General features: G+C 71.6%; 16 protein-coding genes. 9 read left to right on the top strand and 7 right to left on the bottom strand.

The window, feature by feature from the left end; translation table 11 throughout:
• Nucleotides 1-119: 119 nt before the first annotated feature.
• Nucleotides 120-905, bottom strand: a complete 786-nt coding sequence (yaaA, locus tag F6W97_RS03995) for a peroxide stress protein YaaA (protein WP_155368698.1) — start codon at nucleotides 903-905, stop codon at nucleotides 120-122.
• Between the two features lie 50 nt (nucleotides 906-955).
• Entirely contained in the window at nucleotides 956-1378 is a 423-nt protein-coding gene (locus F6W97_RS03990; RefSeq protein ID WP_155368697.1) for a DUF1801 domain-containing protein, read from the bottom strand.
• 79 nt (nucleotides 1379-1457) lie between these two features.
• On the opposite strand from F6W97_RS03990, the gene F6W97_RS03985 reads away from it, so the two are divergent.
• Together F6W97_RS03985 and F6W97_RS03980 are read left to right on the top strand one after the other, a co-directional pair.
• Complete coding sequence (locus tag F6W97_RS03985) at nucleotides 1458-1901, top strand: NUDIX hydrolase (protein ID WP_155368696.1); 444 nt, start codon at nucleotides 1458-1460, stop codon at nucleotides 1899-1901.
• Nucleotides 1901-2857, top strand: coding sequence for a DUF1152 domain-containing protein (locus tag F6W97_RS03980; RefSeq protein WP_155368695.1), 957 nt, complete (start codon nucleotides 1901-1903; stop codon nucleotides 2855-2857). Before F6W97_RS03985 ends, F6W97_RS03980 begins: the two co-directional genes overlap by 1 nt.
• Nucleotides 2858-2907: 50 nt before the next feature.
• On the opposite strand, the gene F6W97_RS03975 is transcribed toward F6W97_RS03980, so the two are convergent.
• Nucleotides 2908-4104, bottom strand: a complete 1197-nt coding sequence (locus F6W97_RS03975; RefSeq protein ID WP_230686408.1) for an RNA-guided endonuclease InsQ/TnpB family protein — start codon at nucleotides 4102-4104, stop codon at nucleotides 2908-2910.
• 212 nt (nucleotides 4105-4316) lie between these two features.
• On the opposite strand from F6W97_RS03975, the gene F6W97_RS03970 reads away from it, so the two are divergent.
• Both F6W97_RS03970 and F6W97_RS03965 read left to right on the top strand, forming a co-directional pair.
• The gene (locus tag F6W97_RS03970) at nucleotides 4317-4571 is read left to right on the top strand and encodes a hypothetical protein (RefSeq protein ID WP_155368693.1); all 255 of its coding nucleotides are present in this window, start codon (nucleotides 4317-4319) and stop codon (nucleotides 4569-4571) included.
• Nucleotides 4572-4634: 63 nt separating this feature from the next.
• Nucleotides 4635-5402: an alpha/beta fold hydrolase gene (locus F6W97_RS03965; RefSeq protein WP_155368692.1), complete on the top strand. Its 768-nt coding sequence runs from the start codon at nucleotides 4635-4637 to the stop codon at nucleotides 5400-5402.
• Between the two features lie 67 nt (nucleotides 5403-5469).
• On the opposite strand, the gene F6W97_RS03960 is transcribed toward F6W97_RS03965, so the two are convergent.
• Nucleotides 5470-5889 carry an HIT family protein gene (locus F6W97_RS03960; RefSeq protein WP_155368691.1) on the bottom strand — a complete coding sequence of 140 codons (420 nt, stop codon included), beginning with the start codon at nucleotides 5887-5889 and terminating at the stop codon, nucleotides 5470-5472.
• A 42-nt stretch (nucleotides 5890-5931) separates the two neighbouring features.
• On the opposite strand from F6W97_RS03960, the gene F6W97_RS03955 reads away from it, so the two are divergent.
• A complete protein-coding gene (locus F6W97_RS03955) occupies nucleotides 5932-6486 on the top strand; it encodes a YbaK/EbsC family protein (protein WP_155368690.1) in 555 nt (184 codons plus the stop codon).
• A 4-nt stretch (nucleotides 6487-6490) separates the two neighbouring features.
• Here F6W97_RS03955 and F6W97_RS03950 read toward each other — a convergent pair whose 3' ends face one another.
• A complete protein-coding gene (locus tag F6W97_RS03950) occupies nucleotides 6491-7207 on the bottom strand; it encodes a hypothetical protein (RefSeq protein ID WP_155368689.1) in 717 nt (238 codons plus the stop codon).
• 158 nt (nucleotides 7208-7365) lie between these two features.
• On the opposite strand from F6W97_RS03950, the gene F6W97_RS03945 reads away from it, so the two are divergent.
• From F6W97_RS03945 to F6W97_RS03935, 3 genes are all read left to right on the top strand, one after another.
• Entirely contained in the window at nucleotides 7366-7815 is a 450-nt protein-coding gene (locus F6W97_RS03945; RefSeq protein ID WP_230686387.1) for a DUF3307 domain-containing protein, read from the top strand.
• 189 nt (nucleotides 7816-8004) lie between these two features.
• Nucleotides 8005-8961 (top strand): phosphotransferase, encoded by a 957-nt coding sequence (locus tag F6W97_RS03940; RefSeq protein ID WP_155368688.1) that lies wholly within the window; start codon nucleotides 8005-8007, stop codon nucleotides 8959-8961.
• A 52-nt stretch (nucleotides 8962-9013) separates the two neighbouring features.
• Complete coding sequence (locus F6W97_RS03935; protein ID WP_155368687.1) at nucleotides 9014-9937, top strand: 2-hydroxyacid dehydrogenase; 924 nt, start codon at nucleotides 9014-9016, stop codon at nucleotides 9935-9937.
• Here F6W97_RS03935 and F6W97_RS03930 read toward each other — a convergent pair.
• Nucleotides 9931-10158 (bottom strand): hypothetical protein, encoded by a 228-nt coding sequence (locus F6W97_RS03930; protein WP_155368686.1) that lies wholly within the window; start codon nucleotides 10156-10158, stop codon nucleotides 9931-9933. The genes F6W97_RS03935 and F6W97_RS03930 overlap by 7 nt on opposite strands.
• 103 nt (nucleotides 10159-10261) lie before the next feature.
• Here F6W97_RS03930 and F6W97_RS03925 point away from each other — a divergent pair, with 103 nt between their 5' ends.
• The gene (locus F6W97_RS03925; RefSeq protein WP_230686386.1) at nucleotides 10262-11290 is read left to right on the top strand and encodes a prenyltransferase; all 1029 of its coding nucleotides are present in this window, start codon (nucleotides 10262-10264) and stop codon (nucleotides 11288-11290) included.
• A gap of 85 nt (nucleotides 11291-11375) precedes the next feature.
• Here the strand turns inward: F6W97_RS03925 and F6W97_RS03920 are convergent, their stop codons facing one another.
• Nucleotides 11376-12122 carry a succinate dehydrogenase/fumarate reductase iron-sulfur subunit gene (locus F6W97_RS03920; RefSeq protein WP_155368838.1) on the bottom strand — a complete coding sequence of 249 codons (747 nt, stop codon included), beginning with the start codon at nucleotides 12120-12122 and terminating at the stop codon, nucleotides 11376-11378.
• Nucleotides 12123-12128: the final 6 nt, after the last annotated feature.

The raw sequence follows: 12128 nt of genomic DNA, 5'->3' as shown, positions 1-12128 counted from the left end.
CGGCACGGCAGGACCATCGCTGATCGGTGGTGTGCTGCGCTCGCATCGTCGTCCTCCTGTCCCTGTCCCGGTGGTGTGCATACCGTAGGCGGTGGCGATCGCCGGGCACAAAGGATTAATCAGAGTTCGGTGACGACCACGTCTAGCTGCCAGGGGCGGCCGGGTTTGGCGGGCGGCTGCTCCTCGACGGTGTGCTTGAGGTCGCGCAGGGCGGTGGCGAGTTCGGCCGGGGTGCGCGGAGCGCTGCCGTCGAGGAGCAGGTCGCGCACGATGCGGCCCTTGGTGGCCTTGTTGAAGTGGCTGACGACGGTGCGGGCGCCGTTGCGTTCGTGCAGCACCCGCACCGTGGCGGTGCGGGCGGCTACGTCGCCGCGCGGCGTCCACGCCGGGGTGTACATCGACGAGCGCAGGTCGAGGACGAGGCCGGTGCCCGCGGCCTCGGGCAGGGCCTGGGCCATCGCGTCGCGCCAGTGGGTGCTGAGCAGGCCGACGCCGGGCAGGCGGACGCCCATGGCGCAGCGGTACGGCGGGACGCGGTCGTCGACGCGCAGTGCGCCCCACAGGCCGGAGAAGATCAGCAGCGAGCGGCGGGCGCGGGTCTTCGCCGGGGCGGGCAGGTCCGCGAGGCCGAGGTTGTCGTAGAGGACCCCGGTGTAGAGGCGGCCTGCGGGCAGCGCTTTCGCGGTGCGCAGGGCGGCGTTGCGGGCGACCTCGCCGATCAGGCCGGGGCTGAGTCCGAGCACGTTCGCGGCGGCCGTGGTCTCGGCCGAGCACAGCGTCACCAGCGCGTCGAGGGCGCGCTCGCGGGCGGGGTGCAGGGCGGGCAGGGACAGCCCTGCCAGGTCGAGCGGTTTGCCGGAGCCGGCGTCGGCCTTGCCCTCCGAGGGCGGCAGCAGGATCAGCACCGGCTCACTGTAGGGGACCTGCCGGGCCGGTCCGGCGTCGGCACGGCCGGTCAGCTGTTGATCGTCTTGCCGTGGACCTGGGTGAACGCGCTCGCGATCAGCTCGCGCAGGGCGGCGGTGTCGACGTCGGCGAGCTTCTTGACGTACACGCAGGCTTTGCTGGTGGTGACGGGGCCGAGCCGGGTGAGCAGGTCGCCGTGCACGTCGAAGCCCTCGGTGACGTACAGGACCAGGGCCTGCTTGCGGGGAGAGAAGCCGACGGCGGGCCAGTCGCCCTGCTTGCCGGAGGCGTAGACGTAGCGGTACTGCCCGAAGCCGACGATGGCGCTGCCCCACATCACCGGCGGCTGACCGGTGACGTCCTCCATCAGCTCGCACAGCGCCTGGGCGTCGGCTCGCCGCCGGGCGTCGGCGACGCCGGCGAGGAACTCCTCGACGCTCGTGTCGTTTCTCGTCGTCTTGGGCTCGGCCATGCGGCCAGAGTATGCCGACGGTCCGACAGCCGCCGGTCGGGGACAGCGCGGGCGTGTCGACGCGAAGTAGGCTCGCCCCATGACCACCCGTATCGTGCTGACCGCTCTGGTGGGCCGCACCGGCGCCGTGCTGCTGAGGATGCGCGATGAGCAGTCCGCGGTGCGGGCCAACCGGTGGAGCCTGCCCGGTGGCGCGATCCGGGCCGGGGAGACCCCGGCCAATGCGGCCCGGCGGCACATCGCCGAGCAGACCGGTCTGCCGGTCGACGGCGAGCCGGCGCTGTTCTGGCACGGTTACCTGCCGGGCACCCAGACCGACGTGTACTTCTTCGCCGTGGGAACCCCTGCCTGGAACCATGACATCGTGGCGCAGGACGGGGTGATCGCCGAGTTCGTAGCAGGCGAGGACGTGCTCAGCGGGCGGGCGTTCACTCCGGCGTCCGGGTTCGTGCTGGGCCGGTTCCTGGAATCCACCGAGTATCTGACGCTGGCGGGCCGGTTCTTCCCGGCCGGTCCGGTCTGATGCCGTCGCTGCGTACGCCGGGGCTGTTCGAGGCGCTGGCCGGGTGCGAGCGCGTCCTGATCGCCGGGGCGGGGGGCGGTTTCGACGTGTACGCGGGCCTGCCGCTGGCCCTGCAACTGCAGGCCGACGGTGTGCAGGTGCAGCTGGCGAACCTGTCGTTCGCTGACCTGAACGCGCTGGACCCGCAGGTGTGGCTGGAGCCCGACGTCGCCGCGGTCGGCCCGACGACCAAAGGCCTGGACGACTACTTTCCCGAGCGGACCCTGGCGTTGTGGCTGGAGGTCAACGGGCTGCCCTCGACCGTGTACGCGTTCGCGCGGGTCGGGGTGCAGCCGCTACGGGCGGCGTACCGGGTGCTGGTCGAGCGGTGGAAACCGGACGCGATCGTGCTCGTCGACGGCGGCACCGACATCCTCATGCGCGGTGATGAGACCGGGCTGGGCACGCCTGAGGAGGACATGACCAGCCTCGCCGCCGTCGCCGCGCTGGACGTGCCGGTCAAGCTGGTCACCTGCCTCGGCTTCGGGATCGACGCCTATCACGGCGTCAACCACGTGCAGGTGCTGGAGAACCTTGCCGAACTCGACCGGGCCGGGGCGTACCTGGGGGCGCTGTCGATTCCGGGGCGGTCGCCGCAGGCGCGGGCGTACGTGGAGGCGGTCGTGCACGCGCGGGCGCTGACCCAGGGATGGCCGAGCATCGTCAACGGGCAGATCGCCGCGGCGCTGCAGGGGCTGCACGGCGACGTGCAGTTCACCCGCCGCACCGGTGGCAGCCGGCTGTTCGTGAATCCGCTGATGGCGGTGTACTTCACCGTCGACCTGGCGGGCCTGGCGGCGCGCAACCTGCTGCTGGACCGGATCGAGGGCACGCACCTGATGCGGCAGGTCAGCGCCGCGATCGAGGCGTTCCGCAACGAGACCGACACCAGGATCCCGCGCGTCTTCCCGCATTGACCGCCGACCGGCCAGGCCGGGTGCGCAATGTGGTTGACATCCTCCCCGCCCTAACGGACGGGGATTCCCTTGGTCGCCCTCGGGCTTTCCTGTTTCACCGACGACTGCCCCCTCCGAGAGGATCCTCGTTGGGGTCTTACACCGTCTCCGCAGGCTGTCACCGCCAGTCCGGCGGCCAGGATGTTGCGGGCCGCGTTGACGTCGCGGTCGTGGACGCTGCCGCAACGGCACGTCCACTCCCGCACGTCCAGCGGCATATGCTGGGCGAGTGCCCCGCATACCGAGCACAGCTTGGTCGACGGGAACCAGCGGTCGACGACGATCAGGTCGCGGCCGTGCCAGGCGGCTTTGTACTCCAGCATCCTGCGCAGCTGCCGCCACGCCGCGTCACTGATCGCCCGAGCGAGCCGGTGGTTTTTGACCATGTTGCGTACGGCCAGGTCCTCGATCACGATCGTTTGAGTATCACGAACGAGCCGAGTGGTCAGTTTGTGCAGGTGGTCACGGCGGCGGTCGGCGATCCGGGCATGGACACGGGCAACCTTCACCCGGGCTTTGGCCCGGTTGGCCGAGCCTTTCTGCTTGCGGGCGAGGTTCCGTTGCGCGCGGACCAGCCGCTGCCGGCCGGCGCGCTCGTACCGGGGGTTGGTGATCTTCTCGCCGGTGGACAGGGTGAGCAGGCTGTCGAGTCCGACGTCGATCCCGACCGTGCCGGTGGCGGGGGTCTGTTCGATGACGTCGTCGCAGAGAAGGGACACGAACCAGCGTCCGGCCGCATCCTGCGACACGGTCACCGTCGAGGGCGTACAACCCTGCGGCAGCGGCCGAGACCACACGATGTCGAGAGGTTCGCTCAACTTCGCCAGCAGCAGCGCGCCGTCACGCCACCGGAATGCGCTGGTGGTGTACTCGGCCGAGCGGCGCGAGCGTTTCTTGGACTTGAAGCTCGGGTGCTCGGCTCGTTTGGCCCAGAAGTTGGTGTACGCGGTCTGCAGGTGCCGCAGCGCCTGCTGCAGCGGCACGGACGACACCTCGTTAAGAAACGCCAGGTCGTCGGTCTTCTTCCACCCGGTGAGCAGCGCCGAGGTCGCGTGGTAGCCCACCCGCTCCTGGCGCTGGGTCCACGCCTGGGACCTGGCCTGCAACGCCAGGTTGTAGACCAGCCGGACGCACCCGAACGTCCGCGACAGCTGCGCGGCTTGGGCGTCGGTCGGGTAGAAGCGGTACTTGAAGGCCCGCTTCACCATCCTAGACACGGCCCAGATCCTAACAGGACACACGACGGACCTTGCGTCGTGTTGCGGGCCGACGCCGGTCCGCCTTGGCAGCGGATCGGGCGATGCCTGTCCTGCTGCGCGGGCGTTCCGTTTCCTCTCCGGCCTGAAGGCCGGAGTATCCACGGAAGAAAGCTGATGAATGAGGTATCGCACGGAGTCGATCGGGCGGTTAGGTTCTGTGCATGTCCGGGGACGCGCTGATGATCGGCATTATCGGAGTGCTGCTGGGGATCCTGGTCGGCCGCCGGTGGCTGAAGATGCAACAGGCCGGCGCCGGGTACAAGTCCGCCGTCGCCGGGGTGCCCAAGGCCAAGGCGGCAGTGAAGAGCGCCCGCAAGGCGTGGATGCTCGCCATGCGGGCCGCGATGCTGGCAGCGGTGCTGATGTTCGTTTACTTCCTGGCCACCACGACGGCGGTCTTCCAGTCCGCGCGGTGACCGGGCTCACTGGGGACCGAATTCGGAGGCGGCGTCTCGCCTTGATCACTAAGGTGGCCCGCGATGACACTTTCACATGACGTGGCCGGTGAAGGCCCGACGATTGTCCTGCTGCACTCCACGGTCTGCGATCGGCGCATGTGGGACCCGCAGCTGCCGGTCCTGACCGCGGCGGGTTACCGCGTGGTGCGGTGCGACCTGCGCGGCTTCGGGGAGTCGCCCATGCCGGACCGGCCCTACAACAACGCCGACGACGTCGCCGACCTGCTCGACGAACTCGGCATCGAGCGGGCGGCGCTGGTGGGGGCCTCCGGCGGTGGCCGGGTCGCGATCGAGTTCGCGGCGCGGCGGCCGGAGCGCACGACGGCGCTGGCCCTGCTGTGCACCGCGGTCGCCGACCACGAGCCCAGCGCGCAGCTCAGCGCGTACGGGCAGCAGGAGGACACGCTGCTCGAAGCGGGCGACGTCGCCGGGGCGACCGAACTCAACGTCACGGCGTGGGTCGGCCCGCACGGCGACGAGGCGACCCGGGAGCTGGTGCGCGTGATGCAGCGCCACGCGTTCGAGGTGCAGCTCGCGCCCGCGGAGGAGGAGCACGGGTCGATCAAGCACGACGTCGACCTGTCCGCGATCACCGCCCCGTGCCTGCTGGTGTCCGGCGAGCACGACTTCGCCGACTTCCACGACATCGCCCTGCGGTTGTCGAAGCAGATCGCCGGGTCCCGGCACGTGCACCTCGACTGGGCCGGGCACCTGCCGAGCATGGAGCGGCCCGAGGCGCTGAACCCGGTGCTGGTCGACTTCCTGCGGGAGACCGTTCCCGTCAGCTGAGACGAAGTCAGATGGAAGGGGTCGGCTGTGGCAGCCGGCCCCTTCGCCGTGCGGTCGTCGCGCGGCGTCAGGTCGCGGCGAGCGCGGCTGCGATCGCGTCGGCGGCCGAGCGGGCCTGGGCCTCGTCGGCGTACTTGGTGCGGGGCCAGAAGAAGCCGCGCAGGCCGTCGCCCTTGGTCCGGGGTACCACATGGGTGTGCAGGTGCGGCACACTCTGGCTGATCTTGTTGTTCAGCGCGACGAAGGTGCCCTGGGCCGACATCGCCGACTCGACGGCTCCCGCGATCCGCTGGACCTGCTGGAAGTAGCCGCCCACGGCTTCGGCGGGCAGGTCGTGCAGGGTCGGCACGTGGCCGCGCGGCACCACCAGCACGTGACCGGGGAACACCGGCCGGGTGTCCAGGAACGCCACGACCGTGTCGTCGGCGTGCACCAGGTACGCCGGTCGCGCGCCGGCCGCGATCTCGCAGAACAGACATCCCTCCATGGCAACGCCGAGCCTATCGGGTGCCTGGGTAGCATCGGTCCCATGTCTGCTGCACCGATCGGGAACTTCGAGGCGGCCTGGCCCGCCGTGGACCGTGCCGACCTCGTCGCCGCGCCCGTGGCCAAGGCCCTGGCCGGCTGGGCCGGCGCCGAGCCCGTCGAGTCGGTCCTGGTCGTCGACACCGACCCGGAGCTGGCCGACACCGGGAACTTCGGCGAGGCGTATCAGGTGGCCCCGGAGCTGTCGGCCAACTGCGTGGTGGTCGCCGCCAAGCGCGGGCAGGACGTGACCTACGCCGCATGCATGGTGCTGGCCAGCACCCGCGCCGACGTGAACGGCCTGGTCCGCAAGCACCTCGGGGCGCGCAAGGCGTCGTTCGCGCCGATGGACGAGGCAGTGTCGCTGACCGGGATGCAGTACGGCGGCATCACCCCGATCGGCTTGCCGGAGAGCTGGCCGGTGCTGGTGGACGCCGCCGTCGCGGACGCGCCGTACGTGGTGATCGGGTCCGGCAACAGGCGCGGGAAGCTCATCGTGCCGGGCAAGGTGCTGGCGAGCCTGCCCGGCGCGACGGTGCTGGAGGGCCTCGGCCTGTAGGCCGTCAGTTGGGCAGGGCGGCCAGCAGGCCCAGCAGCTCCCAGCGCTCCTGCTCGGTCAGCGCGGCGTAGATCGGCTCGTCGCGGCGGTTCGTGTCCTGCTCGATGGACACCCGCAGCGGGTCACCGGGTGCCAGCGCGCGCAACTGCTCCAGGGTCAGCCCGGCGGCGGCCCAGGCGGCCCGGTGCGCGTCGCCGCGGTGGTGACGCAGCGCACCCATCCGGGTGCTGACCTGCATCGCGTACGACGCGCCGGGCGGCTCGTACACCGGAGCCGCAGCGTGGAACGCCGGACCGCCGGTCGCCTCGCCGGCCTTGAGCACGACGGCGAGCAGCTCGGCCAACCGCGGCAGGGCGGCCGCGCCGGGCAGCATGCCGTTGAACGTCTGGCTCCAGTGCTCCTGCGCGGCGTCGGCGATCGCCTGCTGCATCGCCAGGGTGAAGTCGCGTCCGGAATCGGTCAGCGACCACGTGCCGGCCCCGTCGACGGCCATGACGCCCTGCGCCAGCTCGTCGGTCATGTCGGAGCCGTTGTAGGTGGTGGCCGCCGCGAACGCGGCCGCGGGCATGGGCCGGGCCAGCAGGCCGAAGTAGAAGCTGCCGTTGAAACCGGGGCGCACCCCGGTCTGGGCGACCAGTTCGCGTACGCGGTCGCGGGCGGCGGTGCGCATTCCGTTGTAGACGCGGTCGAGCGCGGGCCGGACGAGCGCGGCGTAGGACATGTGGACTCCCCGTGGTCGGCGGTGCTGAACCCGACACCCTACCGAGCGCCCCGGATGAGTTCCAGGCCACATTCCACGCTCACTCCGTAGCGCAGCACACATCGAAAGTGTCGGCTGGAACGCAGCGCGGCACGCCGTCGCGAGCCACCATGGAGAGCATGTCCTCCGTACCCGATCCGATGGTGGTGGCCCGCGCGGCCACCTTCGCCGTCGTGCTGCTCGTGCTGTACGTGGGGCACCAGCTCGGCGACCACGTCGCGCAGACCGACAAGCAGGCGGAGGGCAAGTCCGGGCCGGGCCGGCGCGGCTGGGCCGCGATGGCCGGGCACCTGGCCGGATACCACGTGACGATGGCCGTGCTGCTGGTCGGCACGACCGCGGTGCTGCGGCTGCCGCTGTCCGGCTGGGGCATCGCCGCGGGCCTGGCGTTCTCGGTGGCGACCCACGCGCTGCTGGACCGCCGCTGGCCGGTGCGGGCGCTGCTGCGGGCCACCGGGTCGCCGAACTTCGCCGAGCTGACCACCCCGGTCTGCGGCATGTACGCCGCCGACCAGGCCCTGCACCTGCTCGCCCTGCTCGTGTCGGCGCTGCTGATCGTGGCGGTCTAAAGCCTGTTTCATAACTCGTTAGAGTTGTGGAACAGCGCCCTTCTCGGGCGTCCGCTGCTCACCCCGGCTGGGGTGGGTGCGGTTCCTGCCTCGTCGGGGCTGGTTTCGCGCGCGCGTGTGCGCGGGCCAGAGACTTGCAGCCGGAATATCGCGGGCGGCGCAGGTCAGCGCGCCGGTAGCCTGCCGGGCATGAACAACACTGTGACACCCGACTGGGGCCAGGTCCTGGGCTGGATCGACGAGACGCTGGCGGGGGCCGGGCTGCGGGTCACCGGGCCGGTCGAGCAGACCCGGGTGCGGCCGTGGTCGGTGCTCGCCAAGGTGCCCGTCGGCGGGCGCACGGTGTGGTTCAAGGCCAACGGCCACTGCTCGACGTACGAGGCCCGGCTGCTCGACGCGCTCGGCCGGTGGGCCCCGGGACGGGTGCTCGAACCCATCGCGATCGACGGCGAGCGCGGCTGGTCGCTGCTGCCCGACGGCGGTAGGACGCTGCGCGAGACGGCCTCCGACGACCCGGTGCACTGGGAGGATCTGCTGGCCCGGCACGCCGACCTGCAGCGCGACCTCGTGCCGCGGGCGGCCGAGATGATCGCGTTGGGCGTGCCCGACATGACCGCGTCCCAGCTGCCTGGCCACTTCGCGGACCTGCTCGACGACCCGCTCGTCGGCGGTTCGCTGCCCGCCGAGCGGCTGGGCGCGTTGCGGGCGTACGTGCCGGAGTACCGGGTGCTCTGCGAGCGGGTCGCCGCGAGCGTGGTGCCGGTCTCGGTGCAGCACGACGACCTGCACGACGCGAACGTGCTGGTCGGCGACGGATACCGGTTCTTCGACTGGGGTGACGCGTCGGTGGCCCACCCGTTCGCGGTGCTGCTGATCGCGATGCGGGTCGCCGCGGACCGCTACGACCTCAAGCCCGGCGACCCGGTGCTGGCCCGGCTGCGTGACGCCTACCTGGAGCCGTGGACCGGGTACGGCACCCGGGCCGAGTTGGCCGCCGAGGTCGAGCCCGCTGTGCAGACCGCGAAGGTGAGCCGGGCGTTGTCCTGGCAGCGGTCCCTGGAGGGCGCCGAGGCCGGGCCGCTGGCCGAGTACGGCCCCGCCGTGCCCGGCTGGCTGGAGGAACTGCTGGCGCCCAACGTCCTCTGACCGGTTCGGCGAGAGCCGCCTGGCACCGGCCGGCGGCCGATAGCGTGGGACCGTGCGGATGTGGATCGCCCATGAGGCCGGTCGGGACTTGATGGGGCCGTTGCCGGACGGCGTCGACGTCGCGGTGCTGCCCGCCGCCGATGCTCCGCTGCCGGGCGACCCGGCCGGGGTCGAGTTCTGGGTGCCGCCCAACGTGGGCAGCCCAGGGCTCGTGGACCTGGCCGCGCCGATGACCGGCCTGAAGGTGGTCCAGCTGCTCTCGGCGGGCGCCGACGCGTGGATCGGGCGGCTGCGCGAGGGCGTGACGCTGTGCGACGCGCGCGGCGTGCACGACCCGAACGTCGCCGAGTGGGTGGTCGGCGCGATCATCGCCTCGGTGCGCCGCTTCGACTACTTCGCCCGCGCGCAGGCCGCGCACCGGTACGCCGAGGGCGAGGTCACGCCGACCGGCGAGCTGTCCGGCAGACACGTGCTGATCGTGGGTGCGGGCTCGATCGGCGCGGCCCTGGCGGCCCGGCTGGCCCCGTTCGACGTCCAGGTGACCAACGTGGCGCACACCGCCCGGGATGGCGTGCACGGCGTCGCCGACCTGCCGCGGCTGCTACCGGGGGCGGACGTGGTGGTGCTGCTGGTGCCGCTGACCGCGCAGACCGAACACCTGGTCGACGCGGCGTTCCTGGCCGCGATGCCCGACGGGGCGCTGCTGGTCAACGCGGCCCGGGGACGGGTGGCCGACGCCGCGGCGCTGACCGCGGAGCTGGCGAGCGGGCGGCTCAGCGCGGCCCTGGACGTGACCGACCCCGAGCCGCTGCCGCCCGACAGCCCGCTGTGGGACATGCCGAACGTGCTGCTGACACCGCACGTCGCGGGCGCGGTGCAGGGGACGGTGCCCCGGGCGTACCGGCTGGTCGGCGCCCAGGTGCGGCGCTACCTCGCCGGTGAACAGCTCGACAACGAGGTCCGCGGCGGCTACTGACCTGGCCGTGCGGGATCAGGCTGCCCGGTGCAGCTCGGTGAGCAGGGCTGGCGGCCGGGTCGAGCCCCGCCAGCGCGGCGCCGGCGTGCTCGGCCGAACGCGGCGTCGGCGGCCGGGCCGGCTTCCTCCGTGCCGAGGGCCGCGGCCAGCTCCAGCCGGTCGGCTAGGTCCCGGGCGCGCAGGTAGCAGTGCTCGGCGGCGGCGACGGCGGGAGCGGACATGGCCGCGACGACAGCCGATCAAGATCGCCGTGGCGCTCCCCGTTTCGACGCAGGCCGCGGCGGACCGTGTACCCGTGGCGGCCTGCGGCGGTACAGTCCGGCCGTGACGGCTGAGACTTCTTCGCTTCCGCTCAAGGCGCGCCTGGCGGCGTGGCGGTACGCGTTCCTCACCACGAACCCGCCCGAACAGGGCGTGGTGGACGGGGTGACCCGCTGGCTGGTGGTGACCCGGGCCGGGGTGCTGCCGATGACGCTGACGTCGGGTCTGATGGCGGTGCTGCTGGCGGCGGTGTCCGACGCCGCCGTCGACTGGCTGAACGTGACTCTGGCCGTGGTCGGCATCGTCGTCGCGCACCTGGCGAACAACCTGATGAACGACCTGGCGGACACCGAGGTCGGCAACGACACGGCGGACTACCCGCGGGCGCTGTACGCCCCGCATCCGATCCTGGCCGGGCTGGTCACCAAGAAGCAGCTGGTCGCGGGCATCCTGCTGTGCCAGGTCGTCGACCTCGCCATCATGGTCACGCTGGTGGTGCGGCAGGACTGGTGGATCGTGGCGTTCGCGGTCGGCGGGCTGTTCCTGTCGTACGCGTACACGGCGCCGCCGCTGCGGTTGAAGAAGATCGGCCTGGGCGAGCTGGACGTGCTGCTCACCTGGGGTCCGTTGATGGTCGGCGGGGTGTACTACGCGGGCACCGGCACGCTGCCGTGGCAGGTCCTGGCCGCTGCGACGGTGTACGCGCTGCTGCCGACGACGGTGCTGATGGCCAAGCATATCGACAAGCTGCCCTACGACGGGCCGGCGGGGACGAAGACGTTTCCGGTGCTGATCGGCGAGCGGGCCGCCAAGCGCCTGACCCAGGCCATGATGATCGCGTTCTACGTGGGCGTGGCCGGGCTGGTGGCGGCGCAGGCGCTGCCGTGGCCCGCGCTGCTCGTGGTGCTCGCGGTGCCGATGCTGGTCAAGGTGGTGCGGGCGTTCGACCAGCCGGTGCCCGCCGAGCCGCCGGCCGAGAACCCGGTGTGGCCGCTGTGGTGGGCGCCGATCGCGTTCCTGCATACGCGGCGGGCGGGTGGGTTGTTGCTGCTGGGGCTGCTGGGCTGGGCGATCTGGCTCGCGGTCCGCTGACCAGCGCCGCGCAGGCCGACAACGAAGGAAGGGCGCCTTCTTAACGGACGTCCGTTAAGAAGGCGCCCTTCCTTCGTTCAAGAACTCAGCTGGCGGCGCGGAGGGCCTGGCGGTAGTCCTTGTTGAGGCGGGAGATCGTCTCCAGGGGGATGCCCTTCGGGCAGACCGAGGTGCACTCGCCGGTGTTGGTGCAGCCGCCGAAGCCGGCCTCGTCATGTGCGTTGATCATGTCGATGACGCGGGTGTTGCGCTCCGGCTGGCCCTGCGGCATCAGGCCCAGGTGGGTGATCTTCGCGGCGGTGAACAGCATGCCCGAGCCGTTCGGGCACGCGGCGACGCAAGCCCCGCAGCCGATGCAGGTCGCGGCCTCGAAGGCGAGGTCTGCGTCGGCCTTGGGCACCGGGGTGGCGTGCGCGTCGGGCGCGGAGCCGGTCGGCGCGGAGATGTACCCGCCCGCCTGGATGATCTTGTCGAAGGCGCGGCGGTCCACGACCAGGTCCTTGACGACCGGGAACGCGGCGGCCCGCCACGGCTCGATGTCGATCGTCTGGCCGTCGGAGAAGTGCCGCATGTGCAGCTGGCAGGTGGTGGTCGCCTTCTCCGGGCCGTGCGGGATCCCGTTGATGACCAGGCTGCACATGCCGCAGATGCCCTCACGGCAGTCGTGGTCGAACGCGACCGGGTCCTCGCCGTCGAGGGTCAGCCGCTCGTTGAGCACGTCGAGCATCTCGAGGAACGACATGTCCGGGGAGACGTTCTGCAGCTGGTAGGTCACCATGCTGCCCTTGTCCGCCGCGTCGGCCTGCCGCCAGATGCGCAGCTTCAGGCTCATCAGCTT

Source organism: Catellatospora vulcania (genome assembly GCF_009720385.1).
Taxonomy (GTDB): Bacteria; Actinomycetota; Actinomycetes; order Mycobacteriales; family Micromonosporaceae; genus Catellatospora; species Catellatospora vulcania.
This window is presented reverse-complemented; position numbering and strand designations above follow the sequence as displayed.